At 66.6% G+C, this 25,085-nt stretch carries 24 protein-coding genes; 7 read left to right on the top strand and 17 right to left on the bottom strand.

The window, feature by feature from the left end; translation table 11 throughout:
- Positions 1 to 187: 187 nt before the first annotated feature.
- The 16 genes from EPD82_RS03850 to paaG form a co-directional block, all read right to left on the bottom strand.
- Positions 188 to 442, bottom strand: a complete 255-nt coding sequence (locus EPD82_RS03850; RefSeq protein WP_055423115.1) for an accessory factor UbiK family protein — start codon at positions 440 to 442, stop codon at positions 188 to 190.
- A 42-nt stretch (positions 443 to 484) separates the two neighbouring features.
- The gene (locus tag EPD82_RS03845; RefSeq protein ID WP_141055525.1) at positions 485 to 805 is read right to left on the bottom strand and encodes a YqjK family protein; all 321 of its coding nucleotides are present in this window, start codon (positions 803 to 805) and stop codon (positions 485 to 487) included.
- On the bottom strand, positions 805 to 1,200 hold the full coding sequence (locus EPD82_RS03840; RefSeq protein ID WP_141055522.1) for a phage holin family protein: 396 nt from the start codon (positions 1,198 to 1,200) through the stop codon (positions 805 to 807). Before EPD82_RS03840 ends, EPD82_RS03845 begins: the two co-directional genes overlap by 1 nt.
- Positions 1,200 to 1,553, bottom strand: a complete 354-nt coding sequence (locus tag EPD82_RS03835) for an ElaB/YgaM/YqjD family protein (protein WP_206202170.1) — start codon at positions 1,551 to 1,553, stop codon at positions 1,200 to 1,202. The genes EPD82_RS03840 and EPD82_RS03835 overlap by 1 nt, the downstream gene beginning before the upstream one ends.
- A 92-nt stretch (positions 1,554 to 1,645) precedes the next feature.
- Positions 1,646 to 2,227 (bottom strand): hemerythrin domain-containing protein, encoded by a 582-nt coding sequence (locus tag EPD82_RS03830; protein WP_141055519.1) that lies wholly within the window; start codon positions 2,225 to 2,227, stop codon positions 1,646 to 1,648.
- 19 nt (positions 2,228 to 2,246) lie between these two features.
- Positions 2,247 to 3,002: an ABC transporter ATP-binding protein gene (locus tag EPD82_RS03825; protein WP_055423110.1), complete on the bottom strand. Its 756-nt coding sequence runs from the start codon at positions 3,000 to 3,002 to the stop codon at positions 2,247 to 2,249.
- Complete coding sequence (locus EPD82_RS03820; protein WP_055423109.1) at positions 2,999 to 4,837, bottom strand: branched-chain amino acid ABC transporter ATP-binding protein/permease; 1,839 nt, start codon at positions 4,835 to 4,837, stop codon at positions 2,999 to 3,001. The genes EPD82_RS03825 and EPD82_RS03820 overlap by 4 nt, the downstream gene beginning before the upstream one ends.
- Positions 4,834 to 5,874 carry a branched-chain amino acid ABC transporter permease gene (locus EPD82_RS03815; protein ID WP_141055515.1) on the bottom strand — a complete coding sequence of 347 codons (1,041 nt, stop codon included), beginning with the start codon at positions 5,872 to 5,874 and terminating at the stop codon, positions 4,834 to 4,836. Before EPD82_RS03815 ends, EPD82_RS03820 begins: the two co-directional genes overlap by 4 nt.
- Before the next feature lie 92 nt (positions 5,875 to 5,966).
- Positions 5,967 to 7,115 carry an ABC transporter substrate-binding protein gene (locus EPD82_RS03810; RefSeq protein ID WP_141055513.1) on the bottom strand — a complete coding sequence of 383 codons (1,149 nt, stop codon included), beginning with the start codon at positions 7,113 to 7,115 and terminating at the stop codon, positions 5,967 to 5,969.
- Between the two features lie 35 nt (positions 7,116 to 7,150).
- Entirely contained in the window at positions 7,151 to 8,296 is a 1,146-nt protein-coding gene (locus tag EPD82_RS03805) for an ABC transporter substrate-binding protein (RefSeq protein ID WP_141055510.1), read from the bottom strand.
- Between the two features lie 105 nt (positions 8,297 to 8,401).
- Positions 8,402 to 9,619 (bottom strand): 3-oxoadipyl-CoA thiolase, encoded by a 1,218-nt coding sequence (gene pcaF, locus EPD82_RS03800; RefSeq protein ID WP_141055507.1) that lies wholly within the window; start codon positions 9,617 to 9,619, stop codon positions 8,402 to 8,404.
- On the bottom strand, positions 9,616 to 10,320 hold the full coding sequence (locus tag EPD82_RS03795; protein ID WP_141055504.1) for a TetR/AcrR family transcriptional regulator: 705 nt from the start codon (positions 10,318 to 10,320) through the stop codon (positions 9,616 to 9,618). The genes pcaF and EPD82_RS03795 overlap by 4 nt, the downstream gene beginning before the upstream one ends.
- Positions 10,321 to 10,391: 71 nt before the next feature.
- The gene (gene paaK / locus EPD82_RS03790; RefSeq protein WP_141055501.1) at positions 10,392 to 11,714 is read right to left on the bottom strand and encodes a phenylacetate--CoA ligase PaaK; all 1,323 of its coding nucleotides are present in this window, start codon (positions 11,712 to 11,714) and stop codon (positions 10,392 to 10,394) included.
- 46 nt (positions 11,715 to 11,760) lie between these two features.
- Positions 11,761 to 12,228, bottom strand: coding sequence for a hydroxyphenylacetyl-CoA thioesterase PaaI (paaI, locus tag EPD82_RS03785; protein WP_141055498.1), 468 nt, complete (start codon positions 12,226 to 12,228; stop codon positions 11,761 to 11,763).
- Complete coding sequence (locus tag EPD82_RS03780; RefSeq protein ID WP_141055495.1) at positions 12,225 to 13,799, bottom strand: 3-hydroxyacyl-CoA dehydrogenase; 1,575 nt, start codon at positions 13,797 to 13,799, stop codon at positions 12,225 to 12,227. Before EPD82_RS03780 ends, paaI begins: the two co-directional genes overlap by 4 nt.
- 13 nt (positions 13,800 to 13,812) lie before the next feature.
- Positions 13,813 to 14,631, bottom strand: a complete 819-nt coding sequence (gene paaG / locus EPD82_RS03775) for a 2-(1,2-epoxy-1,2-dihydrophenyl)acetyl-CoA isomerase PaaG (RefSeq protein ID WP_141055492.1) — start codon at positions 14,629 to 14,631, stop codon at positions 13,813 to 13,815.
- Between the two features lie 143 nt (positions 14,632 to 14,774).
- On the opposite strand from paaG, the gene paaN reads away from it, so the two are divergent.
- The 6 genes from paaN to EPD82_RS03745 all read left to right on the top strand — a co-directional run bounded on the left by paaN (position 14,775) and on the right by EPD82_RS03745 (position 22,806).
- Positions 14,775 to 16,448, top strand: a complete 1,674-nt coding sequence (paaN, locus tag EPD82_RS03770) for a phenylacetic acid degradation protein PaaN (protein WP_141055489.1) — start codon at positions 14,775 to 14,777, stop codon at positions 16,446 to 16,448.
- Between the two features lie 58 nt (positions 16,449 to 16,506).
- Positions 16,507 to 17,109 (top strand): phenylacetic acid degradation protein PaaY, encoded by a 603-nt coding sequence (gene paaY / locus EPD82_RS03765; RefSeq protein ID WP_141055486.1) that lies wholly within the window; start codon positions 16,507 to 16,509, stop codon positions 17,107 to 17,109.
- Between the two features lie 13 nt (positions 17,110 to 17,122).
- A complete protein-coding gene (locus EPD82_RS03760) occupies positions 17,123 to 18,079 on the top strand; it encodes a zinc metalloprotease HtpX (RefSeq protein ID WP_141055482.1) in 957 nt (318 codons plus the stop codon).
- Between the two features lie 152 nt (positions 18,080 to 18,231).
- A complete protein-coding gene (locus tag EPD82_RS03755; protein ID WP_141055479.1) occupies positions 18,232 to 19,464 on the top strand; it encodes an efflux RND transporter periplasmic adaptor subunit in 1,233 nt (410 codons plus the stop codon).
- Positions 19,451 to 21,421 carry a MacB family efflux pump subunit gene (locus EPD82_RS03750; protein ID WP_141055476.1) on the top strand — a complete coding sequence of 657 codons (1,971 nt, stop codon included), beginning with the start codon at positions 19,451 to 19,453 and terminating at the stop codon, positions 21,419 to 21,421. The genes EPD82_RS03755 and EPD82_RS03750 overlap by 14 nt, the downstream gene beginning before the upstream one ends.
- 5 nt (positions 21,422 to 21,426) lie before the next feature.
- On the top strand, positions 21,427 to 22,806 hold the full coding sequence (locus EPD82_RS03745) for an efflux transporter outer membrane subunit (protein WP_141055473.1): 1,380 nt from the start codon (positions 21,427 to 21,429) through the stop codon (positions 22,804 to 22,806).
- 32 nt (positions 22,807 to 22,838) lie between these two features.
- On the opposite strand, the gene EPD82_RS03740 is transcribed toward EPD82_RS03745, so the two are convergent.
- On the bottom strand, positions 22,839 to 24,449 hold the full coding sequence (locus EPD82_RS03740; protein WP_082438362.1) for a methyl-accepting chemotaxis protein: 1,611 nt from the start codon (positions 24,447 to 24,449) through the stop codon (positions 22,839 to 22,841).
- 197 nt (positions 24,450 to 24,646) lie between these two features.
- Between EPD82_RS03740 and EPD82_RS03735 the strand changes: the two genes are divergently transcribed.
- Positions 24,647 to 25,075 (top strand): DUF1924 domain-containing protein, encoded by a 429-nt coding sequence (locus EPD82_RS03735; RefSeq protein WP_141055469.1) that lies wholly within the window; start codon positions 24,647 to 24,649, stop codon positions 25,073 to 25,075.
- The last annotated feature ends 10 nt before the right edge of the window (positions 25,076 to 25,085 follow it).

Genomic DNA, 25,085 nt, shown 5'->3' with positions numbered 1-25,085 from the left:
CCCCAAGGTACCATGCCCCCGCCCCTCCCATGTCCATGGCAATATCGTCATGGGAAACGACGAGCATGTCAAGATATTTTGACTATCATTGCATGGGAATAAGGGGAAAGCATCGTTCGACGTAAAAGAGCCGGCCCTCAGGCCGGCTCTTTCATCCAACGGCACCGCCTTGCCCGCAGCGCGGAATTCAGTCTTCGTCCGTGCCGCCGACGAGCTGGGCTTCCAGCAGCCCAACGCGCCGTTCGAGCTCGGCGAGTTCTTGCCGCAGCTTGACGACCAGCTCGCGCTGCGCTTCGAATTCTTCGCGGGTGACGAGATCCATGCGCTCGAACATGGAGGCGAGCAGCGCCTTGGCATTCTTCTCGAAATCCTTGAGCGGACTCGTCTCGGCGAGGTGCTTGAGTTTCTGCGCGAGTTCGTCGAACATGGGGGGAGGATTCATGATGTCATCCTTGGAAGTGGCAGGGGATCGCGCCGCAGTGTATCACGCGGTCCCCCGATCGCGCCAACCGCCGCTCTTGCCGCCCAGCAATTTGTGCGCCAGCCGCACGCCCTCGACTACGCCCAACCCCCGCCCCCACCATTTCAACGCCGCCTGCGCCGTGCCGCGCCGCCCCAGGCGCCACAGGAGTGCACCGCCGGCGAGCGCGAGCGGCACTTTCCAGCGCACGAGGGTGTGCCAGGCGTTATCGACGGGGCGCACCGCCTCGCGCCACTCGCGCGCATCCTGCATCATGCGCCGCCGGTGGGCGGCGATGCGCGCTTCCAGCTCGGCCTTGCGGGCGGCGAGTTCGTCGCGGCGCATCAGGCCCCCTCGCCCGGCTCGGCGAGCAGCTGCCGGTCGGTGGCGAGCTGCTCGAGCGTGGCACGCAGCAGGCTGCGTCGGCGCGCCAGGCGGCGCAGGCGCCAGGCGGCGAATGCGGCCCCCAGCAGAAAAACGGCAGCCACCGCCGCGATGGCGGCGAGGCGATGGGTTTCCCAGAAGGCGGCAACCACGAATACGCCGACGAAGGCCAGCCCCAAGGCAGCCAGCGCCAGGCTCAGGCCGGCAAGGAGCAAAAGATCGAAGAGCCGGGCGCGTTCTTCCTCCAGTTCGAGCACCGCCAGCCGCAGGCGCATCTCGCCGCCTTCGAGCAGATGCTCCAGGAGGCGCTTGGAGGCGCCGAAGACGCGCTCCATTGGGCCGGCGGGACGATCCATCAGCGGCGGCCCATCAGCAGGCCGATCAGCATGCCCACGGCAGCCCCCAGGCCGATGCTGGTCCAGGGATGCTCGCGCACGTAACCTTCGGTTTGCTGGGCGGTGCTGCGCAGCGTTTCACTGGCCTGCTGATAGAGCTCAGAGCCGCGATCGGTCAGACGCGACCGCGTCTCTTCCAGGCGGGCACGGGCACGCTCGCGCAGCTCGCGGATCTCGCTGCTCGTCTCACCGGCGGTTGCGGCCACCAACTCTTCGAGCGTCTGCGCCAGATGGCGCAGGTCTTCCTTGAGCTTCTCTGCGCTCGCCTGTGGCGTCATAGTAGACGACCGGCTCTGCACGTTTTGCTCGTTCATCGTAATCTCCCAAAAAAGAAAGTCGAACCGCTTTCATTCTAGACGATGGGGACGACAAAGGCAAAGAACGTGCGGCTGGCGAAATGCGACCTTCAAAGGGGAGTAGGGCCAAGCCCAATGGGCGGAGGCGCCCTCATGACCAATTCGCGAAATGCCTTCTCCCAATCCTCGGTGAAAGTCGCCCCCGCGAGCGGATCGGGGCGGGTACGCCAGCCCTCGTCGATCGCCGCCCAGTCTTCGGCGCTGAACACCCGCCGCGCCAAGGGGAGGATCTCCCGCTCTTCGGTGATCATGTGCTGACGGTAGAAGTCGGCGTAGCGCCGAAACGCTTGCTTGAACGATTCGAATCCCCCTCCTTCACCCGCAGTCCATGCGCGCAGAGCCTCTTGGAGTTCGGCCACGCGCTTCTCGTTGGCGGCATGTTCCTGCTCCAGTCGAGCAATCACCGCATCGGCCTCGTGCGTCTTCTCCTTGAGTCGAGCAAAGAGGTAACGATCTTCCTTGGGATGATGGGAGCGCTCGGGATACTCGGCCACGTAGTGCACCATTGCGCGCAGCAATTCGAAGTCGGGCTGCTGCCTGCCCTCTTCGATCGCCTCGATGAGGTAGCGCAACCCGTGGATGATCGCGGCGTGGGCCTGGTGTTCGTCTTCGATGCGTCGCCATGCGGTCATGGAAAAGGCTCCTTGGCGCTCAAGGCGCGAGTCGTTCTTGGTGTTTGCCCAGGCCGAGATAGGCCTCGATCACGCGCGGGTCGGTGGCGAGCTCATGGGCCGGCCCGTGCATGGTGATCTCGCCCATCTCGAGCACGTAGCCGTAGTCGGCCACCTGCAGCGCGGCACGGGCGTTCTGCTCCACCAGCAGGATGGAGACGCCGCGCTCGCGCAGGGAAGCGATGATGCGAAAAATCTCGCGCACGATGAGTGGGGCCAGCCCGAGCGAGGGTTCGTCGAGCATGAGCAGCCGCGGCTTGCCCATCAGCGCACGCCCCACGGCGAGCATCTGCCGCTCGCCGCCCGAGAGCGTGCCGGCGGCTTGGGCGCGACGCTCCTTGAGACGGGGAAAGAGGGCGTAGACTTCTTCGAGCGTGTCGCGATAGTCCCGCTCACCCCGTCGGTAGCGCTGGAAGGCGCCGAGCACGAGGTTGTCCTCGACGCTCATCTCTCCGAAAAGCTCGCGCTTCTCCGGCACCAGGGCCATGCCCCGCGTCACGAGGTATTCGACGTCGGGCCGTGGTTGCGGCTCGCCGTCGAAGACGATCTCGCCGCGCGAGGGCAGCAGCCCCATGACGGCCGAGAGCAGGGTCGTCTTGCCCGCCCCGTTGGGACCGATGACGGTGACGATCTGCCCGGCGCCCACCTCGATGCCGGCCTGGTGCAGCGCCTCGACCTTGCCGTAGGAAACGCACAGCCCACGCACCTCGAGCAGCGGCCTCGTGTCGGCGTTCATTGCACCCCTCCCAGATAGGCTTCGAGTACGGCCGGATCCTGCTGCACTTCTTCCGGCAGCCCTTCGGCGATTTTCTGCCCGAATTCCATGACGACGACCCGATCGGCCAGCCCCATGACGAAGTCCATGTCGTGCTCCACGAGCAGAATGCCCATGCCCTCGGCGCGCAGCCGGTCGAGCAGCTCGGCGAGCGCCTGCTTCTCTTTGTGGCGCAGGCCGGCGGCGGGCTCGTCGAGCAACAACAGGCAGGGGTCGGCACACAGCGCGCGGGCGATCTCGACGATGCGCTGCTGGCCGAGCGCGAGCGCGCCGGCCTCGGTGAAGCGATGCTCCCACAGCCCCACCCGCTCGATCTGGCGGGCTGCTTCGGCAAGCAGGCGTGCTTCCTCCTTGCGCTCCAGATGCAGCATGGCGGCGAACACGCCGGCATGTCCGCGCAGATGCGCCCCGAGCGCGACGTTCTCGAGCACCGAGCGATTGGACAGCAGGCGAACGTGCTGGAAGGTCCGGCTCATACCCATGCGCGCGATCTCGCGCGAGGTCTTGCCGGTGACGTCCTCGCCGAGGAAGAAGATCTTGCCTTCGGTGGGCGTATCGACCCCGGAGAGCTGGTTGAACAGGGTGCTCTTGCCCGCCCCGTTGGGGCCGATGAGGGCGAGGATTTCGCCGGCCTTGACGGTGAGGCTCATCTTGTCGTTCGCCACCAGCCCGCCGAAACGCTTGGTAATCTCGCGCGCTTCCAGGATCACCGTGCCGCGCTGCGGCTTGGGGCGCTGCGGCAGCGGCTCGAGGGTCGAATCGAGCGAGCGCGGTGAGGGCACCACCGGCGCCCAGCGCAGCACGATGGGCCATAGCCCCTGGCGGGCGCGGTGCAGCACCAGCACCATCAGCAGGCCGAAGACGATCACCTCGAAGTTGCCGCTCTGCCCCAGCAGCTGCGGCAGCCAGTCCTGCAGCCATTGCTTGGCGAGCGTGATGACGAGCGCCCCCACGATCGCGCCCCAGACGTAGCCCGATCCGCCGATCACCGCCATGAAGAGGTACTCGATGCCGATGTTGATGCCAAAAGGGGAAGGGTTGACGAAGCGCTGCAGGTGCGCATACATCCAGCCGGCCACGCAGGCGAGCACCGCGGCCACGACGAAGATCACCATCTTCTGGCGCGAGGTGTCTACCCCCATCGCCTCGGCCATCACCAGGCCGCCGCGCAAGGCGCGGATCGCCCGCCCTTCGCGCGAGTCGAGCAGGTTGCTGATCATCCAGATCGCCGCGAGCAGCACGACCCAGGCGAGGTAATAGAAGTGCGCCGGATCGATCAGTTCGAACCCGAAGAGCGAGATCGGCGGCAAACCGCCCATGCCGGTGTGCCCGCCGAGCCATTCGAGGTTGCCAAAGAGGAAGAAGAGGCTGATGCCCCAGGCGATGGTACCCAGCGGCAAGTAGTGCCCGGACAGGCGCAGAGTGATGGAACCGATCACCAGCGCCGCCACCAGGGTGAGCACGAGTCCGACGATGAGCCCGCCCCAGGGGGAGCCCTGCGCCCAGGCAAGCCATGCCGGCAGATTCTGCGACGTGGTGACCACGGCGGTAGCGTAGGCTCCCAAGCCGACGAAGGCGGCCTGGCCGAAGCTGGTGAGCCCGCCGATGCCGGTGAGCAGCACCAGGCCCAAGGCCACGAGTGCGTAGAGGGCGATGTAGTCGAGCAGGCTCACCTGGAAAGGACGCAGCACGAGCGGCGCGAGGATGACCACGGCGACGAAGGCCGCGAGCACCCCGCGAGAGGGAATGCCTCGCCGGCCGGCGAGCGGTTCGGCGGGGGAAAGCGCTTTCGTCATTCTTCCTCCTCCTCGACGTGGTGGGTGCGCAGCGAGCGCCAGAAGAGCACGGGAATGATGAGCGTGAAGACGATCACCTCCTTGTAGGCGCTCGCCCAGAAGGAGCTGAACGATTCGAGCAGCCCCACCAGGAGCGCTCCGGCCGCGGCGGCCGGATAGGCCGCGAGCCCGCCGATGATGGCGGCAACGAACCCCTTGAGCCCGATGAGGAAACCCGTATCGTAGTAGATGGTGGTGATGGGGCTGACGAGGATGCCGGAGACCGCGCCGATCGCCGCGGAAAGCATGAGCGTGAGCCGGCCGGCGAGGTTGGGCGAGATGCCCATGAGACGCGCCCCGTTGCGGTTGACGGCAGTGGCGCGCAGCGCCTTGCCGTAGATCGTGCGGCTGAAGAACTGTGCCAGCAGCACGATGAGGGCAAGCGAAGCCCCCACCACCCAGATCGCCTGACCGGGGATGCGCAAGGGTCCGACGAGGAAATTCTCGTCCCACAACGGCAGGGTACGGTAGCCCTCGGCGCCGAACATCCACAACCCCAGGCCGACGAGGGCCACGTGCACCGCCACCGCCACGATGAGCAGCACCAGCACCGGCGCGGCGGCGATCGGCTGGAAGAAGACGCGGAACATCATGGGTCCGAGCGGCACGATCAAGGCAAGCGTGAAGGCGATGCGCCCCCATTGGCCGGCCTCGCGCCAGTCGATGGTCGCCGCAAGCGCCCACAGGACCAAGGGATAGGCAAGGTTCCAGCCGAGCACCTGCAGGCGGTAGCGCCAGTCGTGGCGCGCCACGAGCGCGCCCGCCTCCATGACGCACACGGCCAGCCCTGCGGCGAGCACCAGCCACACGGTGCCGGGAAAGCGCCCGTTCTCGAGCATGGCCAGCGTGAGCGCCGCAAACGCGACGAACTCCCCTTGCGGAATGAAAATGATGCGCGTGACGGTAAAGACCAGCACCAGGGCGAGCGCGAGCAGCACGTAGACTGCCCCGTTGACGATGCCGTCCTGCGTCAGGATCAACGCGATCGATGAATCCATGGATACGATCCTCGCTGCCCGCCGCCTCGAGGGCGGCGGGTCGATGGGTGTTCTATCCTCGGATCGGGCGGCGATTCAGCCCGACCGGTTCCTCAGGGGATGTACTTCCATTGCCCGCTTTCGATGCGCAACATCACGCGGGCGCGGTGATCGAGCCCAAGGTGATCGGTCGGGCTCATGGTGTAGACCCCGTTGGCGGCCGGGACCTCTTTGAGGTGCTCGATCGCGTCGCGCAGCGCGGCGCGGAATTCGGGCGTGCCGGGTTTGGCCTTGGCGAGTGCCTCGGGCAGCGCCGCCGCGAGCAGCTTGCCGGCGTCCCAGACGTAGGAGCCGAACTGCGTCACCGAACCCTTGCCGTACTTGGACTCGTAGAGCTGGAAGTACTCCACGCCAGCGGCTTTGGCCGGGTGACTGTCAGGCAGCTGGGGGGCCACGACCACGGGGCTGGACGGCAGGAAAGTTCCTTCGCAGTCGCGCCCGCACACGCGCAGGAAGTCGGGGTTCACCACGCCGTGGGTCTGGTAGATCTTTCCGGCATAACCGCGCTCCTTGAGCGTCTTCTGCGGCAGCGCCGCCGGCGTGCCGGAGCCGGCGATGAGCACCGCGTCCGGCTTGGCGCCGACGATCTTGAGCACCTGCCCCGTCACCGAGGTGTCGGTACGGTTGTAGCGCTCGTTGACCACCAGCTGCAGCCCTTTCGCAGCGATCGCCTCGCTCAGGCTCTGGTACCAGCTCTCGCCGTAGGCGTCGGAATAACCGATGAAACCGACGGTCTTCACGCCACTGGCCACCATGTGCTCGACGATGGCCTCGGTCATCATCTTGTCACTCTGCGGTGTCTTGAAAACCCAATGCCGTTTCTCGTCGACCGGAGAGATGACCTTGTCCCCGGCAGCAAACGAGATCATCGGCACCTTGGCCTCGGCCACCACGTCGATCATCGCCAGGGCGTTGGGCGAGACCGTCGAACCCATCACCACATCGACCTGGTTTTCGGCGATGAGCTTGCGGGTGTTGTTGACGGCATTGGTGGTGTCGGATGCGTCGTCGAGCACGAGGTACTCGATTTTCTGTCCCGCCATTTCTTTCGGCAGCATCTCCACGGTGTTCTTCTCCGGGATGCCAAGCGAGGCGGCCGGCCCCGTGGCCGAGACCGTCACTCCCACCTTCACCTGCGCCTGCGCCAGCGTCCAGCCAAGGGCCAGCGCCAAACCTAGGATGATGCGTTTTTTCGTCTTCATGTTTCCCCCTCCTCCGTTTCACTACAATGAACCCTTCAGCGGACGTACTTCCACGTTCCCTGGTTGATCTGCACCATCACGCGCGCCCGCGCATCGAGCCCGAGATGATCAGTCGGGCTCATGGTGAATACCCCCATGGCCGCATGCACTTCCTTCAAGTGCTCCAGAGCGTCACGCAGCGCGACGCGGAATTCGGGCGTACCGGGCTTGGCCTTGGTGAGCGCCTCGGGCAGCGCCGCCGCGAGCAGTTTGCTCGCATCCCACACGTGCGCTCCGAAGGTAGACACCGAGCCTTTGCCGAATTTTTCTTCATAGGCGCGAACGTATTCCATCGCCGACGGTTTGACCGGATGATCGTCTGGCAGCTGTGCCGCCACCAGCACCGGCCCGGCCGGCAGGAAGGTCCCTTCGCAGTCGCGCCCGCACACGCGCAGGAAATCGTTGTTGGCCACCCCATGGGTCTGGTAGATTTTTCCGGCGTAGCCGCGCTCCTTGAGCGTCTTCTGCGGCAGCGCCGCTGGCGTGCCTGAGCCGGCGATGAGCACCGCGTCCGGTTTGGCACCGACGATCTTGAGCACCTGACCCGTCACCGAGGTGTCGGTGCGGTTGTAGCGCTCGTTGACCACGAGCGAAAGGCCCGCCGCGTCGAGCGCAGCCTTGAAGTTCTCGAACCAGCCTTCGCCGTAGGCATCGGAAAAACCGATGAAACCGACGGTCTTCACACCGTTGGCCGCCATGTGCTCGACGATGGCCTCGGCCATCATGCGGTCGTTCTGCGCCGTCTTGAACACCCAGCGGCGCTTGTCATCGACCGGGGAGACGATCTTCTCGCTGGCGGCAAAGGCGATCATCGGCACCTTGGCCTCGGCCACCACGTCGATCATCGCCAGGGCGTTGGGCGAGACCGTCGAACCCATCACCATATCGACCTGATGTTCGGTGATGAACTTGCGGGTATTACTGACGGCAGTGGTGGTGTCGGATGCGTCGTCGAGCACGAGGTACTCGATTTTCTGCCCGGCGATCTCGCGCGGCAGAAGGTCCACCGTATTCTTCTCCGGCACGCCGAGCGAGGCGGCCGACCCGGTGGCCGATACCGTCACGCCCACTTTCACCTGCGCCAGCGCCAGGGAGCAACCGAGCGCCAGGACGAGGCCCATGACTAGACTTTTCTTCTTCATCTGCGTCTCCCCCTTTTTTAGGATTTCGTATGCTTCTCCCGCCGTGGCGGGATGAGGCGAAGAAGAAATTATCACAAATCTAATCGATTTGACAATGTATAAATTTTATCGCATGCGTTCGATCACCATGGCGATGCCTTGCCCCACGCCGATGCACATCGTCGCCAGGCCGTAGCGGCCATCGCGGCGCTTGAGCTCTCGCGCGAGGGTGAGCACGAGGCGGGCACCGGAAGCCCCCAGTGGATGGCCCAACGCGATGGCGCCGCCATTGGGATTGACGTGTTCCGCGTCGTCGGGCAGCCCCAGCTGGCGCAGTACCGCCAACGCCTGGGCGGCGAAAGCCTCGTTGAGTTCGATGGCGTCGAGGCGCGCGAGGCTCAGCGCCGCGCGTTCGAGCACCTTGCGCGTGGCCGGCGCCGGACCGATGCCCATGATGCGCGGCTCCACCCCCACGGTAGCCATGGAAAGAATGCGCGCCATCGGCCGCAGGCCGTAGCGTGCCACCGCCGCTTCGCCGGCAACGAGCACCGCTACGGCGCCGTCGTTCACGCCCGAGGCATTGCCAGCGGTGACGGTGCCCCCGGGCTTGACCACGCCCTTGAGCTTGGCGAGCGCCTCCAGCGTGGTCTCGGGCCGGGGATGCTCGTCGCGCGCCACCGGCACTTTCTCGCCTTTCCTGCCTGCCGGTACTTCCACCGGCACGATCTCGCCGTCGAAGAATCCGCGCGCGGCCGCCTCGGCGTAGCGGCGCTGGCTGCGCAGGGCAAAGGCGTCCTGGTCGGCGCGCGCGATGCCAAACTGCTCGGCCACGTTCTCGGCGGTTTCGGGCATGGAGTCGATGCCATAGCGCGCCTGCATCTTCGGGTTGACGAAGCGCCAGCCGATGGTGGTATCTTCGATCTTGGCGCTGCGTGAGAAGGCGCTCTCGGCCTTGCCCAAAACGAAGGGCGCGCGCGTCATGCTCTCGACCCCGCCAGCGATCATCAAATCGGCCTCGCCGCAGGCGATCGCCCGGGCGGCGGTGCCGATCGCATCCATGCCCGAGCCGCACAGCCGGTTGATGGTCGAGCCGGGGATCGTCTGCGGCAGGCCCGCGAGCAGCGCCGCCATGCGGGCGACGTTGCGGTTGTCCTCGCCGGCCTGATTGGCGCAGCCGAAGTAGACGTCGTCGACCGCCTCCCAATCGACCTGCGGCTGGCGCGCCATGAGCGTGGCGATCACGTGGGCGGCGAGATCATCGGGGCGGACCTGGGCGAGCATGCCACCATAGCGGCCGATGGGGGTGCGGATGCCGTCACAGAGATAGACCGCGCGATCTTTCATCCTTGTTCTCCTTGTAGGGTCGGCACGGCTGCCTCGTCCGTGCCTCGTGCTCGTTCGGGCGCCATGGCGAAGCGCTGCATCAGGTCTTCGCGTTTGGCGAGCGCATGCACGCCGGCTACGAACATCGTCGTCACGATCGGGGCCATGGCTTCATAACTGAGGGGGCCATCGGGGCGCAGCCAGGTAAAGGTCCAGTTGATCATGCCGAAGAGCACCATGGTCACCGGCTTGAGGAGCGCCGTGGCGGCGAGCTCCGGCTCCAGCGCCGCGATCACGCCCGCAAAGGCCCGTACCACCTGGCGCTGCTTCTCCAGCACCGGTTCGCGCAGCGGTTCGGGCAGATGCTTGACGTCCTGCACCAGCACGATGTGCCGATACTGCGAATGGCGATATTCTTCGAGGAAGCGGGCGATGAGGCGCTCGAGCGCCACACCGGCTTGAGTAGGGGAAGCCGGCAGTTCGCTTCCGAGCGATTCCTCGACGATGGCCACCAGGCGCTCGACGTAGGACAGGGCCACGTCGAAGAGGATGTGCTCCTTGTCCTGGTAATAATGGTAGAGGAGCGCCTTCGACACGCCGCAAGCCTGGGCGAGCGAGGCCATGGATGCGGCGTGAAAGCCCGCTTCGGCAAAAAGCATCGCCGCCTTTTCCAGGATCTCGCTGCGCTGCTGTTCGAAGGATTCACTGCGTTTGCGGGCCATCGCCGCCCCCCCTTGTGCCACCATGGATCGAAGCCGTAGCATAACCGCGACGGCCACGATCCGTGCCGCACTCAGTCTTTCGGACGCCGGTCGATCACACGCCGCGCCTTGCCCACCGTCACGCGCTCGATGGAGTAAGGCTCGCCGACGATGACGTTGGCCGACACGCCGATGAAGGTCTTGATGAGGTGGGAGAGCTCCTTGGCGAGCGCCTGTTTCTGCTCCGGATGACGACCCACGCCTTCCTCGGGATTGAGTTCGACCTTGACGGTGAGTCGGTCGAGATAGCCCTCTTTCTCCACCTCGAGCACATAGTGCGGGGCAAGTTTCGGGATGCGCAGGATCAGCTCTTCGACCTGGGTGGGGAAGACGTTGACGCCGCGGATGATGAGCATGTCGTCGGTGCGGCCGGTGATCTTGGCCATACGGCGCATGGAGCGCGCCGTGGGGGGCAGCAGGCGCGTGAGGTCGCGCGTGCGATAGCGGATGACCGGCAGCCCTTCCTTGGTGAGCGTCGTGAACACGAGCTCGCCCTCGGCGCCGTCGGGCTGCACCTCGCCGGTGACCGGGTCGATGATCTCGGGATAGAAATGGTCTTCCCAGATGGTCGGTCCATCCTTGGTCTCGACGCATTCGCAGGCCACCCCCGGCCCCATCACCTCCGAGAGCCCATAGATGTCCACCGCATCCAGCCCGCCGCGCTCTTCCATCGCCCGTCGCATCGCATCGGTCCAGGGTTCGGCGCCGAAGATGCCCACTTTGAGCGAGCAGGTGCGGGGATCGATGCCCAGGCGCTCCATTTCGTCGAACACCGTCATCATGTACGAGGGCGTGACCATGATGATGTCGGGTTTGAGATCCATGATCATCTGGATCTGCTTCTCGGTCTGGCCGCCGGACATGGGGATCACGGTGCAGCCGAGACGCTCGGCACCGTAGTGCGCTCCCAGCCCGCCGGTGAAGAGTCCGTAACCGTAGGCCACGTGGACGATGTCGCCGGGGCGTCCTCCGGCGGCACGGATCGAACGGGCCACGACGTCGGCCCAGGTGTCGATGTCCTTCTTGGTGTAGCCCACCACGGTGGGCTTGCCCGTGGTGCCGCTGGATGCGTGGATGCGGACGATCTTCTCGCGCGGCACGGCAAACATGCCATAAGGATAGTTGTCGCGCAGGTCGTATTTCGTCGTGAAGGGGAACTTCGCCAGATCTTCCAGCGATTTCAGATCGTCGGGATGCACCCCGTGCTCGTCGAAGCGCTTGCGGTAGTGCGGCACGTTCTCATAAGCGTGGCGAACGCTCCATTTGAGCCGTTCGAGCTGGAGCGCACGCAGCTCGTCGAGGCTGGCGGTTTCGATCGGCTCCAGATCGCCGGGAGCGGGTTTCTTCACAGGCATGGTCATCTCCTCCTTTCCCTTTTTCGTTCGTCTGGGAGCAGCCGCGTCAGTCGAGTTCGACCACCGCCCGCCCCTTCAAGCGGTAAGACTTGCCGCGCATCACGGCCACCAGCTCGCCACGCTGGTTAGTGATGCCGACGTCGTAGACGCCGGTACGTCCGGCCAGCGCGACTTCGCGCCCCTCGGCGGTGAGCACGTCGCCTTCGCGCACCGGCGCGAGAAACTCGGTGGCCAGGCCGGAAGCGACCGTCATCTCGTTGTAACTGTTGCAGGAATACGCAAAGGCGGTATCGGCCAGCGTGGTGACGATACCGCCATGGCAGATGGCGAAGCCATTGAGCATGTCACGGCGCACGGTCATCTCCATCTTGGCGTAACCCGGCGCGATCTCCAGCAGCCGGATGCCGAGATGCTGCGCACAGTGGTCGTGCTCGTACATGCCGGCGCCGACGGCTTCGGCCACTTGCTGCGGGTCGAGCCCAGCGGTGAGATCCCGATACGAAGCTTCCGTCACTTCCCTTCTCCTTCATCGCCGCCAACGAGCGGCCGTCCGTTCCAGAGGTGCCGCCGCAAGAGCGGCGAGACCCGGTAGCGATCTTCGCCGTAGTGCTCGGCGAGCCGATCGAGCAGACCGACGATGCGCGCCACGCCCGTTGCCTCTCCCCAGGCGAGCGGCCCAAGCGGATAGTTCGTGCCGTAGCGCATGGCGGTATCGATGTCGCGCGGCGTGCCGATGCCGGCGAGCACGGCGTCGGCCGCCTCGTTGGCGAGCATGGCCACGGTGCGCGCGAGAATCAGCCCGGCGACGTCGTCGAGCGGGGTTACGGCGATTCCCGCCCGCTGCAGCAGCCCGAGCGCGCATGCCCAGGAATCCTGCGCACAACCATCGGCCCGCGCCAGCGCCGCGCGCGGCGTCTGTGCCCAATCGCGCGCCCAGTCGAGCACGACGACGTCGGCATGGCCGTACTCGTGCGCGAGGCGCGTGGCCGTGCGTCCGTCGGTGGGCACGATCCAGGTGTTTGCAGCCTCGATCCGCACGGGTCCGGCATCGGCGGGCCGTCGGTGCACCACCACGCCGGCGGCAGCGAGCCGCTCGAGCAGCGCAGAGAAGGGGCCGAACTCGCCCACGGCGGCGACGGCAGAAGGCGCCCGATCGAGACATGACGGGGCTTCGGCCGCGGCGGGACGCTGCGCTCCTGCAGCGTAGTCGTAGAACCCCCGTCCGCTCTTGCGCCCGAGCCGTCCGGCCCAGACCAGCTCCTGCTGGATGAGGCTGGGCTGGAAGCGCTTGTCGTAGAAATAGGCCGACCACACGGATGAGGTGACGGCGAAATTGACATCGTGTCCGATGAGATCCATCAGCTCGAAGGGCCCCATGGGAAAGCCCCCCGCCTCGCGTACGATCGCATCCAGCGTGGCACAGTCGGCCGCTCCCTCGGCGAGCACGCGCAAGGCCTCGGCATAGAAGGGGCGGGCCACGCGATTGACGATGAACCCCGGCGTGGAGCGCGCCATCACGGCGATCTTGCCCCAGCGCACGGCGGTGTCCCTAATGGCTTGCGCCACTTCCGGTGCCGTGGCCAGACCGCTCACCACCTCCACCAGCTTCATGCGCGTAGGCGGATTGAAGAAATGCATGCCAACCACCCGCTCGGGGCGCGCGAGCGGAGCGGCGATGGCGGTGATCGACAGCGAAGACGTGTTGGTGGCAAGGATCGCCTGAGGCGGTACCAGGGGTTCGAGCGCGGCGAAGAGCGCCCGCTTCACCTCCAGATCCTCGACGATCGCCTCGATCACCAGATGCACCTGCGAGGCGACGCTCTGCGGTTCGGCCACCGCCCGGATACGATCGCGGATCGCGCTCGCCTCTTCGGCGCTCATCCGCCCCTTGCGCACCCCGCCATCGAGCTCTTCGGCGATCGCCGTGAGCGCGCGCCGGCGGGCCTCCTCGCTCACGTCGGAAAGAAACACCAGATGGCCGGCACTCGCCGCCACCAGGGCGATCCCGCGCCCCATCGCCCCGGCGCCGACCACCAGCACGGCGTGGCCGGGCGCGAGGGCCGCGCCCCCTTCGCGTTCTTGCATCGTCTCCTCCCCCTCAGCGTCCGCGGAAGCGCGGTTGGCGTTTCTCGAGGAACGCCTGCACCCCTTCCTGATAATCCTCGCTGCGCCCACAGGCCGACATCAGGTCGCGCTCGAGATCGAGCTGCGTGGCCAGATCGTTCGTGCCACTGACGAGCAGGGCTTTCTTCGTCATGGCGTAGCCGAACGTGGGGCCTTGTGCGAGGCGTTCGGCCACTTCGCGCACCGTGGGCAAGAGTGCCTCGTCTTCCACGCATTTCCAGATGAGCCCCCAGCGCTCGGCCTCTTCGGCGGAGAGTTTCTCGCCGAGCAGCGACAGCCCCATGGCACGCGCCAGCCCCACCAGACGCGGCAGCACCCAGGTGCCGCCGGTATCGGGGATGAGCCCCAGCTTGGCGAAGGATTCGATGAAAGAAGCCGAGCGCGCGGCGAAGACGAGGTCGCAGGCCAGCGCCAGGTTGGCTCCGGCACCAGCGGCCACGCCATTGACCGCGGCGATCACCGGCAGCTCGAGCCGGCGCAGGCGCAGCACGAGCGGCTTGTAGTTCTTTTCGATCGACTCGCCCAGATCCGGCGCCTGCGCGCCCGGGGCCACTGCCCGGTCGGACAGGTCCTGCCCGGCGCAAAAGCCTCGTCCGGCACCGGTGATCACCAGCACCCGGATCGTGCCTTCGGCGCGACCCGCCTCGACGCGATCGAGCGCGGCGCGCAGCTCCTCGTGCATGCGCGTGGTAAAGCTGTTGAGGCGCTCGGGCCGGTTGAGCGTGAGCCAGGCCACCGCCTCGCGCACTTCCAGCAGGATCGTCGGCCCTTCGGCCGCCGTGGTCTCCGCCATGTCGTCTCCTCCCCCTCATCAATTTTTTTGACCGACCGTTCGATCAATAATATACTTGATCCAGGTCAAGGGATCAAGACGTTTTTCAAAAATAGCGAATCGTTTTACCTTAACATAACCCGAATCACCGAAGGAGACGCTCCATGACCCATCCGCTCTTCGAAAAACACCAGGCTCTGCTCGAACATGCGCTCGAAGCGATCGCCCGCCGTGGCTACTGGACCCCTTTCCCCGAAATGCCCAGCCCCAAAATTTACGGGGAGACGGCGCTCGAAGAGGGCAAAGCCGCCGTGCTCGGCCTCCACGGCCAGCGGTTTTCCCTTGAAGGTCAGCCGGGCACCGGCGAGTGGATCGCCCCGGAGCGCTCGCCTTATGGAGTGGAGCTGAACGTCTCCTATCCGGTGAGCGAGCCCGAGTCGCTGGTGGCCGCTGCACGCAAGGCGCAGGACGACTGGCAAAAACTTGGCCCCAAAGGACGGGTGGGCTTGCTGCTCGAAGCCCTCGTGCGTTTGAACCGGCGCAGCTTCGAACTGGCGCACGCCGTGATGTACACCACCGGCCAGGGCTGGATGATGGCTTTCCAGGCGGGCGGCCCGCATGCGCAGGATCGCGGGCTGGAAGCAGTGACTTACGCTTGGGACGAAATGCGCCGTATCCCCGAAACCGCCCTGTGGGAAAAGCCCCAAGGCAAGAATCCGCCGATCCGCATGGAAAAACGCTATGAGATCGTCGGACGCGGCCCGGCGGTGGTGATAGGCTGTGGCACTTTCCCCACCTGGAACACCTATCCGGGCCTGTTCGCGGCGCTCGCCACCGGCAACCCCGTCATCGTCAAACCGCACAGCAATGCGATCCTGCCCGCCGCGCTCACCGTACGCGTGCTGCGCGAGCTGCTCACCGAACAGGGACTCGACCCGAACGTGGTGCAGTTGGCCGTTTTCGCCCAGCGGGAGCATACGCAACGGCTCGTCACCCACCCGGAAGTGAAATCCATCGATTTCACCGGCGGCTGCGCTTTCGGCAACTGGCTGCTCGAGCACTGCCGCCAGGCCCAGGTGTATGCGGAACTGGCCGGCGTCAACACGGTGGTGATCGAATCGACCGACGACTACCAAGGCATGCTGCGCAACCTCGCCTTCACCCTGTCGCTCTACTCGGGGCAGATGTGCACCACGACGCAGGCGATCCTGGTGCCGGCAGGCGGCATCGACACCAACGAAGGGCACAAATCCCATGAGGACGTCGGCCGCGATCTCGCCCGGGCGATCGAGGCACTGCTCACCGACGTCAAGGTGGCCACGGCCGTGCTCGGCGCCATCCAGTCCGAAGAGACGCTGCGACGCATCGAAGAGGCCGCCTCCGGCGCCTTCGGTCGCGTTCTGCTGGCCCCGCGGCGCATCGAGCACCCGGAATTCCCGCGGGCGCAGGTGCGCACGCCGGTGCTCGTCGCCTGTGAGGCCAAGGACGAAGCCGCCTACATGGAAGAGCGCTTCGGCCCCATCGCCTTCGTGGTAGCGGTGCCCGACGCGGCCCAGGCGGCCTCGCTCGCCGAGCGCATCGTGCGCGAGCACGGCGCCCTCACCCTCGGTGTGTATTCGACCAAGCCCGAATACCAGCAGACGATGGTCGAAGTGAGCTGGCGCGCCGGCGTGGCCCTGTCGCTGAATCTCACCGACGGGGTCTACGTCAACCAGTCGGCCGCCTTCTCCGACTACCACGGCACCGGCATGAACCCGGCAGCCAATGCGAGCTATGCCGACTCCGCCTTCGTCGCCAACCGCTTCCGCGTGATCCAGCGTCGCTGGCACGTGTCCTGATTTTTTTCATGCCGCGGCGCCGGGTCGAAGAAGCTTCGGCGCCGCACGGAGAAAAGCCATGCCCTGCTACGAAATCGACGGCCTCAAGCCCGTCGTCCATCCCGACGCCTACGTCCATCCCGACGCCGTGCTGATCGGCGACGTGCACATCGGCCCCGGCGTCTATGTGGCGCCGCTCGCGAGCCTGCGCGGCGACTTCGGCCGGCTCATCGTGCATGCCGGCGCCAACATCCAGGACTGCTGCGTCATGCACGGCTTCCCCGGCATCGACACCGTGGTCGAGGAAAACGGCCACATCGGGCACGGGGCGATCCTGCACGGCTGCCGTATCCGGCGCAACGCGCTCGTGGGCATGAATGCGGTGATCATGGACGAGGCAGAGGTGGGGGAGTCGGCCATCGTCGCCGCGGCCGCCTTCGTCAAAGCCGGCATGACGATCCCGCCGCGCAGCCTCGCCGTGGGCGCTCCGGCCAAGGTGGTACGCGAGCTGAGCGAAGAGGAGCTAAACTGGAAAATTAGCGGCACGCAGACTTACCAGGAACTCACGCGCCGCAGCCGCGCCACCCTGCGCCCGTGCACGCCGCTGCCCGAAGCCGAGCCCGGCCGCAAACGGTTCGAGAAGGAAGGAGTGGTACCCTTGGTGGCGCTGCGCAACAAATGAACCCGGGAGCCGCATGACGCAACGCATCGATCCTCACCTCTGGCAGCGCCACGCCTGGATGAACCGCCTGCAGACGGCGGTGCTGGTGGTCGTGCTCGCCGCGCTGCTCTCCACCGTCGGCTGGCTGCTGTGGGGTGAGGACGGCATCCTCTACATGCTCGTCTTCTGCGCCGTGTCGCTCCTGCTGCAGCCGCTCGCCGGCCCCGAGCTGGTGCTGCGCCTCTACCGCGCCCAACCCATCGCCCCGGGCGAAGCTCCGGAGCTCCACGCCATCGTCGAACGGCTCGCCGCGCGTGCCGGACTGCCCCGCCGCCCCCGGCTGTACTTCGTCGACACGCCCATCGTCAATGCCTTCAGCGTGGGCAGCCGCAATGATGCCGCCATCGCCCTCACCTCGGGGCTGCTCGCCCGGCTCGATCTGCACCAGATCACCGGCGTGCTCGCGCACGAGGTGGCGCACATCGCCCACGGCGACGTGCGGGTCATGAGCCTGGCCGATTCCCTCACGCGCATGACGAGCGTGCTCTCGCTCACCGGCCAGATCCTGCTGCTGGTCAACCTGCCGCTGCTGCTCGTCGGTGCGGCGGTGGTGAATTGGCTGGCGGTGGCGCTGCTCATCTTCGCACCGCAGATCGCCATGCTCGTGCAGCTGGGCCTGTCGCGGGTGCGCGAATACGACGCGGATCTGGCGGCAGTCGCTCTCACCGACGATCCCGAAGGGCTCGCCTCCGCGCTCATGGCCATCGAGCGGGCGCAGCGCGGCTGGCTCGCCTGGCTCTTTCCCGGCTGGGGCTCGCCCGAACCCTCGTGGCTGCGCACCCATCCGGCCACGGAAGAGCGCGTGCGCCGGCTGCTCGAACTCGCACGCCGCACCCCGCCCGCGGGGCGAGACGAAGGCACTCCCCCCGCCTTTCCTCCACCCTCTTCGTCCGCGCCGCGCTACCGCCCCGGCAGCGGGCTGTGGTATTGAGCGCGCGAAACCTTACGATACGAATCGCCCGCCGAGCGAGATACGGTACCGATGATCCCCGGTGATAATGGCGGGATGTCCTCGTACTGGAGTCCGACGATGCCGTGCACCGCGCTTGCGCCGGCACCTCTTCGCCCGATGAGGCGACGCCCATGATCCCGGCGGGCTGGCGCCGCTTCCTTCTTGCGGCATTGATCCTGCTGCTCGCCGCGGGCGGCTACTTCGCCTGGCGGCATCGCCAAGGCGCAACCGAAGACTACCCCACCGCCAAGGCTGCCCGCGGCAGCATCCGCGAAACGGTCTCGGCCCTGGGCGTGCTCGCCCCCTCGGAATACGTCGACGTCGGCGCCCAGGTCTCGGGGCAGCTCATCGAGCTCAAGGTCGGGCTGGGGGACGAGGTCAAGGAAGGCCAGCTCATCGCCCAAATCGACCCAACGCAGTACGCGGCCCAGGTCGCCGTCGACCGGGCCACCATCGCCGATCTCACGGCCCAGCTCGCCAGCTGGGAAGCAAAATTCGCGCTGGCCAAGTGGACCTGGCAGCGCAACGTCCAGCTTGCCCCGCAGGGCGGCGCCACCGAGCAGGCGCTCGAGCAGAGCCGCGCCGACCTCAAAGTGGCCGAAGCCACCATCGCCTCCCTCAAGGCGCAGATCGACAAGGCCAAGGCGACGCTCAAGGTGGACGAGGCCAACCTCGACTACACCCGCATCACCGCCCCGATTTCCGGCATCGTCATGACGCCCACCAGCGCCGTCTACGGCAATACCTGGAGCAAACTGGACATCGCCCACGTCGGCCAGGTGCTCAACAACCGGCAGAACGCCCCGGTGCTGTTGCGCATCGGCAAGCTCGAACGCATGATCGTGCGCGCCCAGGTCTCGGAAGCCGACGTGCCGCGCCTCTCGCTCGGCATGCCGGCCTATTTCACCACCCTGGGGCGGCAGGAGCGGCGCATCGAGGCCACCCTGCAGAGCCTGGAGATGACGCCCGAGCTCATCAACGGCGCCATCTTCTACGACGCCGTGCTCGAAGTTCCCAATCCCGATCGCGCCCTGCTGCCGCAGATGTCGGCCCAGGTCTTCTTCATCGTGGCGCAGGCCGACGACGCGCTCACCGTGCCCCTTGCCGCGCTCTCCTCGGTCCAGCGCAGCAGCGGCATCCGGCTGCCCGGCTGCCCGCCGCGCGCGCCGGCCGGCACCGACTGCGTGTTCGTGATGGCCCAGGGCAAGATGCAACCGCGTACCGTGAAAATCGGCATCAAGGACGAGGTCAGCGCCCAGATCCTGGACGGCCTGAACGAGGGCGAAGACGTCGTCATCGGCACGCCCTCGCTCGCCCCTCGTGGAGCCGGCACCCGCAGCGGAGGCGGAAATGCCGGACGTTGAAGCCCGACCCGTCGCCCCCCTCATCGAGCTGCACGACATCGTCAAACGCTTCACTCAGGGCGAGATCACCGTGGAGGTGCTGCACGGCATCTCCCTCTCCATCTGGGCCGGCGAGTTCGTGGCCATCATGGGCGCCTCCGGCTCGGGCAAAACGACGCTCATGAACATCATCGGCTGCATGGACCGTCCCAGCGTCGGGCGTTACCTGCTCTCCGGCCGCGACGTGGCCGAACTCGACAGCGACGCGCTCGCCCAGCTGCGCCGGTCCACCTTCGGTTTCATCTTCCAGCGCTACAATCTGCTCAGCAACGCCACCGCCCTGGAAAACGTCGAAGTCCCGGCGATCTATGCCGGGCTGCCTGCTGCCGCACGCCGGGAGCGTGCCAAGGCGCTGCTCACCCGGCTCGGCCTGGGCGAGCGGCTCGACTACCCCCCTTCCCGCCTCTCGGGCGGACAGCAGCAACGCGTCTCGATTGCCCGGGCGCTCATGAACGGCGGGCGGGTCATCCTCGCCGACGAACCCACCGGGGCGCTCGATACCGCCAGCGGCAAGGAAGTGATGGCGCTCTTGCATGAACTGCACCGCGAGGGGCACACCGTGGTCGTCATCACGCACGACCCCAACGTGGCCCGCGAGGCCCAGCGCATCATCCGCATCCAGGATGGACGCATCGTGGAGGACAGTGGCCCCGCGCCCGAAGCCGTCGAGGGGCGCGTCCCGACGCTTCCCCTCACGGAACCGCCGCGCGAGGGCCACGCCGTGCTGATGCTCGACGTGGCCGCCTCGGTGCGCACGGCGCTGCGGGCGCTGCAGGCAAACCCCCTTCGCACCCTGCTCACTTTGCTGGGCGTGATGATCGGCGTAGGCTCGGTCGTGGCGATGCTCGCCTTCGGCAACGGCGCCCGGCAGAAAGTGCTCGACCAGATCCAGGCCATGGGCACGAACCTGCTCGTCGTGCGTCCCGGCGCACCGGGCGTGCGCTACATCGGCAGCACCATCACCACCCTGGTGGTGGCCGACGCCGAAGCGATCGCCCGCCTGCCCAACGTCGAACACGTCGTGCCTCAATCGACGAGCGCCGTCACGGTGCGTGCCGGCAACGTCACCTACACTACCTCCTTGACGGCGACCAGCCCCGAATACACGCTCGCGAACGCCTGGCCGGTCGCCGTAGGGACTTTCTTCACGCAGGCGCACGTCCAAGGCTATGCGCCGGTGGCCGTGCTCGGTCAGACCACCGCCCAGGCACTCTTCGGCACCGCCAGCCCCATCGGGCGCTACGTGCTCATCAACAACACACCGCTGCGCATCATCGGCGTGCTCGCGCCCAAGGGCGCCGACATGATGGGCAACGACCGCGACGACATGGTTTTCGTGCCGCTCACCACGGGACAGGCCCGCATCACCGGCCAGACCTGGCTGCGCTTCATCACGGTGGAAGTGCGCGACACGGCCCTGATGGCGGCCACGCAGGCGGCGATCGAACAGCTGCTATTGAAACGCCACCGCACGCTGGACTTCCAGGTGCGCAACATGACGGCACTGCTCGAGCAGCAAGCCGAGACGCAGCAGACGCTCACCCTCATGCTGGGGGCAGTGGCGCTCATCTCCCTGGTAGTGGGCGGAATCGGCGTGATGAACATCATGCTGGTGAGCGTCACCGAGCGCACGCGGGAGATCGGCGTGCGCATGGCCGTGGGCGCGCGGGCCTTCCACATCCTGCTGCAATTCGTCACCGAAGCGCTGGTGGTCTGTACGGTGGGCGGGCTCATCGGCGTGGCCGGCGGGCTCATCGTCACCGCCGTGGCCGCCTGGCTCGGCACCGCGGTGCTGATCACCGTGCCACCCATCCTGCTCGCCTTCACCAGTGCGCTCGCCACCGGCCTCGTCTTCGGCTACCTGCCGGCCAAGCGCGCCGCCTCGCTCGACCCGGTCGTGGCCCTGAGCACGGAGTGAGCCGCATGCGCCTGCGCCCTCTCCTGCTGCCCCTGGTCACCGCCCTCGCCGCCTGCACCGTCGGCCCCGCCTACGAACGCCCCCCCGTCGAGCTTCCTTCGGGCTGGCAGGCCGGCGCGGCCGAAGACCGCTGGCCCGCGCCACGGTGGTGGCGCGATTTCGGCGACCCGACGCTGGATGCGCTCGAAGAAACGGCGCTTTCCCAGAACCACGACCTGCGCGCCGCCATCGAACGCGTGGCCGAAGCACGCGCCTTGCTGCAAGTGGCCGCCGCCGGCCTTTATCCCTCCCTGGATGCGAGCGCCGAGTCCTCGCGCCAGAAGAGCGGCGGCAGCAACGGCAAATCATCCGCCATCGCCAACCGCCACCAGGCCCTGCTCAGCGCGAGCTACGAGCTCGACCTCTTCGGCTACAACCGCGCCCAAGCCGAAGCGGCCGCGGCACGCCTGCAGGGTAGCGAATTCGACCGGCGAACCGTCGAGCTGGGCGTCACCGCCCTCACCGCTAGCACCTGGTTCACCCTCTCCGCGCTCGAAGCACGGCTCGCGGCGGCGCACGAGTCGCTCGACACCGCCCGCGCCATGCTCGGCGTCGTGCAGGCGCAGCGCCGCGCCGGCATGGCCACCGACCTGCAAGTCGCGCAGCAGGAGCTGGAAATCGCCACGATCGAGGCTTCCATCCCGCCACTGCAGACCCAACGAGCCCAAGCAGCGAACGCCCTGGCGCTGCTGCTCGGCCGTCCGCCGGAAGACTTCGCCCCGCAGGTCACCTCCATCGCGCAACTGCGCCTGCCCAGCCCGCCCGCCGGCCTGCCTTCGGGCCTGCTCGAGCGCCGACCGGACGTGCGCAGCGCCGAAGCGGCGCTTCAGGCCGCCACCGCCGACGCACGCGCCGCCACCGCCGCCCTCTACCCCCGTCTCGATCTCACCGCCCAGGGCGGTGGTGCAAGCAGCGCCCTGCACCAGATCCTCGACCCCGGAAGCCGCCTCTTCACGCTCGCCGCCACCCTCTCGGTCACCCTCTTCGACGGCGGACGGCTGCGCGGTGAGCTCGCCTACAGCGAAGCGCGCGTGCGCGAACTCGCCCAGACTTACCAGCAGACGCTGCTCTCCGCGTTCGGCGACGTGGAAAACGCCCTCAGCGCCCAGCGCAACGGCGACGAAGCGCTCGCCGCACAGCAGCGCGCCGTGGAGCAGGCGCAAAGGGCTCTGCGCATCGCCACCTTGCAATACCAGCAAGGGATGGCGCTCTATCTCGACGTGCTCACCGCCCAGCGCAGTCTGCTCGGCGCGCGCGACGCCGAGGTACAGGCACGCCTCACCCGCCTCAACGCCGCGCTCAGCCTCTACCAGGCGCTGGGCGGCGGATGGGAAGAGGTTCCGTGATGCAAGCCCTCGGATGCCGGTAAAGCGCGCATCTATGTCCGGAATTGCTGCAACATCCTGACGATCTCTTGTACCGTCCTCTCCAGCAACCGCGCCGCATCCTCGCTTTGATGGGCCAATCGTTCGAGCTGTTCGGCCATCCGGGCGATGTGGGTGATTTCGGCAACCGCTTGCTGCGTGACCTGTGCTTGGGCTTCGACGCTTCGGGGAATCTGCGCGGCTTCGGTCCCGATCGCTTCGAGTGCATGTTCGATGCCGGCGATCTCCTCGGCCGAGGCGAGCGCCTTGTGCACCGTCGTCTCGACCGTTTCCCGCCCTGCCTGTGTCTGGGCGACGGCGTGATCCACCTGGCTTTGAACCTTGCCGATCATGGCGCCGATCTCGGTCGTGGCCTGGGCGGTGCGCTCGGCGAGTTTGCGCACCTCGTCGGCGACCACGGCGAAGCCCCGACCGGATTCGCCGGCGCGCGCGGCTTCGATGGAAGCGTTGAGTGCGAGCAGGTTCGTCTGTGCGGCGATCTCGCCGATCACGTCGATGACGCTGCGCATCGAATCCATCGACCCCTTGAACGCCTCGACTTCGTGGGCGATCGCCGTCAACTCGTCAGACAATTTGCTCGTCTGTTCGGCACTGTCGCGCACCCGCGCCGTCGCCTGGCGATTGGTCGCAATCAGCGCGTCGATCCGTTCGACCGATTGGGCCGCCGTGGCAGCGATCTCTGCCATCGCGTGGGCGAGCTGCTCGCTGGAGGCGGCAAGCGTCTGCGCCGCGGCCGTCTGTTCCTGGGCAGACGAGCGCGTCTGCCCGGCGCGCTGGAGTTCCTCGTCCACTTCGGTACGCAGCCGCTTTTGCGATTGACGCAGTGTGATCACCGTCTCATAAAACCTCGCCCGGATCACTTTCAGGACATCGAGCAAGGTGCGAATCTCGTCGTGGTGATCGTCATCGATGTCCGGGCGCAAGTCGAGGGCAGCCACCGCCTGCGCCATGGTCTTGAGTTCACCGATGCCTACACGCAAACGGCGTCGCATCCATGTGCCCAATCCGATGAAAGAGAGCAAACCGGCGGCGGAGACCCACGCCAGAGCCGTGGTCCGTCCCTCCAGAGCGAGCAGGACGGCCACGCCATAGAAGCCGGCACCGACGAAGAGCGTGATCCAGTAGCGACTCTCGAGACCGAGGCGGTTGAGCATGCGCCGCAACGGCCCGGGCCGCAGCCGACCACGCTCGAGCCGGAGAGATTCCCCCGCGCGCATGCGGGCATAGAGCGACTCGGCGGCGGCTTTTTCTTCCGCCGGGGGCTTGAGCCGGATGCTCATGTAGCCCGAGCCGTCGGGCAGCGGCGCCACCGTGGCCTTGACCCAGTAGTGATCGCCGTTTTTGCGCCGGTTCTTGACGATCCCTTGCCAGACATCCCCCGCCTTGATCGTCGCCCACAAGTCGCGGAATGCTTCCGGCGGCATGTCGGGGTGGCGGATGACGTTGTGCGGCTGCCCGAGAAGCTCTTCGCGCGTCATGCCGGCGTATTCGCAGAAGTCGTCGTTGACGAACGTGATGCGGCCCTTGCGATCAGTGTGCGAGACGATCACCACGTCGTCGCGCACAGGGTATTCGTTCTGTGTGACAGGGAGGTTGAGTCGCATGTTCGTCTCGCTCGACACCAATATTGTCAATCATAAAGTATGCAGGAAAAAATTAACAATTCCTTAAATCGTTCGATTTTTAAGAAAAATCATTCTCAATCTATTTCTGTAACCGATCATGTAATCGCGCGTTTTAACCCCCGGTTAAGGACGGCATGATTCAATGACACCGTCTGCATCACGACGACGAGGTCATCATGAAATCCCCCATCTTCCGCAAGCTGCTTGGCTGGCTCTTTCCCGCCCTGCTCTCCGGCTTTTCCCTCGCTGTCACCGCCGAAACGCCAGCGGCGATGGCCGAGCGCTACGCGCAGCGCGCCGCCCAGGAGCAGCCCGGCTTCACCCCCGACCCTGCGCGCGGCGAGGCGTTCTATCGCAAGAATCACGGCGTGTCGGCCGACATGCCCGGCTGCCATGCCTGCCATGGCGCCGATCCCCGGCAGAGCGGCAAACACGTGGTCACCGGCAAGAAGATTGCACCCATGGCCGTGAGCGTCAATCCCGAGCGCTTCACCGACGAAGCCAAGATCGAGAAGTGGTTCCGCCGCAACTGCAAGGAAGTGGTGGGACGCGAATGCACGGCGGCGGAGAAAGCCGACTTTCTCGCCTGGCTCGTGCGCCAATGACTGAAGGAGA

The sequence above is a fragment of the Tepidiphilus succinatimandens genome, assembly GCF_006503695.1.
Lineage (GTDB): Bacteria > Pseudomonadota > Gammaproteobacteria > Burkholderiales > Rhodocyclaceae > Tepidiphilus > Tepidiphilus succinatimandens.
The sequence above is the reverse complement of the archived record's forward strand: the minus strand, read 5'-3'. Positions and strand labels throughout refer to the sequence as shown.

What these genes read in the sequence shown, in the direction of transcription:
- EPD82_RS03850 (WP_055423115.1), bottom strand. Translation starts at nt 442, where the DNA reads ATGAATCCTCCCCCCATGTTCGACGAACTCGCGCAGAAACTCAAGCAC.
- EPD82_RS03845 (WP_141055525.1), bottom strand. Translation starts at nt 805, where the DNA reads ATGCGCCGCGACGAACTCGCCGCCCGCAAGGCCGAGCTGGAAGCGCGC.
- EPD82_RS03840 (WP_141055522.1), bottom strand. Translation starts at nt 1,200, where the DNA reads ATGGATCGTCCCGCCGGCCCAATGGAGCGCGTCTTCGGCGCCTCCAAG.
- EPD82_RS03835 (WP_206202170.1), bottom strand. Translation starts at nt 1,553, where the DNA reads ATGAACGAGCAAAACGTGCAGAGCCGGTCGTCTACTATGACGCCACAG.
- EPD82_RS03830 (WP_141055519.1), bottom strand. Translation starts at nt 2,227, where the DNA reads ATGACCGCATGGCGACGCATCGAAGACGAACACCAGGCCCACGCCGCG.
- EPD82_RS03825 (WP_055423110.1), bottom strand. Translation starts at nt 3,002, where the DNA reads ATGAACGCCGACACGAGGCCGCTGCTCGAGGTGCGTGGGCTGTGCGTT.
- EPD82_RS03820 (WP_055423109.1), bottom strand. Translation starts at nt 4,837, where the DNA reads ATGACGAAAGCGCTTTCCCCCGCCGAACCGCTCGCCGGCCGGCGAGGC.
- EPD82_RS03815 (WP_141055515.1), bottom strand. Translation starts at nt 5,874, where the DNA reads ATGGATTCATCGATCGCGTTGATCCTGACGCAGGACGGCATCGTCAAC.
- EPD82_RS03810 (WP_141055513.1), bottom strand. Translation starts at nt 7,115, where the DNA reads ATGAAGACGAAAAAACGCATCATCCTAGGTTTGGCGCTGGCCCTTGGC.
- EPD82_RS03805 (WP_141055510.1), bottom strand. Translation starts at nt 8,296, where the DNA reads ATGAAGAAGAAAAGTCTAGTCATGGGCCTCGTCCTGGCGCTCGGTTGC.
- pcaF (WP_141055507.1), bottom strand. Translation starts at nt 9,619, where the DNA reads ATGAAAGATCGCGCGGTCTATCTCTGTGACGGCATCCGCACCCCCATC.
- EPD82_RS03795 (WP_141055504.1), bottom strand. Translation starts at nt 10,320, where the DNA reads ATGGCCCGCAAACGCAGTGAATCCTTCGAACAGCAGCGCAGCGAGATC.
- paaK (WP_141055501.1), bottom strand. Translation starts at nt 11,714, where the DNA reads ATGCCTGTGAAGAAACCCGCTCCCGGCGATCTGGAGCCGATCGAAACC.
- EPD82_RS03780 (WP_141055495.1), bottom strand. Translation starts at nt 13,799, where the DNA reads ATGCAAGAACGCGAAGGGGGCGCGGCCCTCGCGCCCGGCCACGCCGTG.
- paaG (WP_141055492.1), bottom strand. Translation starts at nt 14,631, where the DNA reads ATGGCGGAGACCACGGCGGCCGAAGGGCCGACGATCCTGCTGGAAGTG.
- paaN (WP_141055489.1), top strand. Translation starts at nt 14,775, where the DNA reads ATGACCCATCCGCTCTTCGAAAAACACCAGGCTCTGCTCGAACATGCG.
- paaY (WP_141055486.1), top strand. Translation starts at nt 16,507, where the DNA reads ATGCCCTGCTACGAAATCGACGGCCTCAAGCCCGTCGTCCATCCCGAC.
- EPD82_RS03760 (WP_141055482.1), top strand. Translation starts at nt 17,123, where the DNA reads ATGACGCAACGCATCGATCCTCACCTCTGGCAGCGCCACGCCTGGATG.
- EPD82_RS03755 (WP_141055479.1), top strand. Translation starts at nt 18,232, where the DNA reads ATGATCCCGGCGGGCTGGCGCCGCTTCCTTCTTGCGGCATTGATCCTG.
- EPD82_RS03750 (WP_141055476.1), top strand. Translation starts at nt 19,451, where the DNA reads ATGCCGGACGTTGAAGCCCGACCCGTCGCCCCCCTCATCGAGCTGCAC.
- EPD82_RS03745 (WP_141055473.1), top strand. Translation starts at nt 21,427, where the DNA reads ATGCGCCTGCGCCCTCTCCTGCTGCCCCTGGTCACCGCCCTCGCCGCC.
- EPD82_RS03740 (WP_082438362.1), bottom strand. Translation starts at nt 24,449, where the DNA reads ATGCGACTCAACCTCCCTGTCACACAGAACGAATACCCTGTGCGCGAC.
- EPD82_RS03735 (WP_141055469.1), top strand. Translation starts at nt 24,647, where the DNA reads ATGAAATCCCCCATCTTCCGCAAGCTGCTTGGCTGGCTCTTTCCCGCC.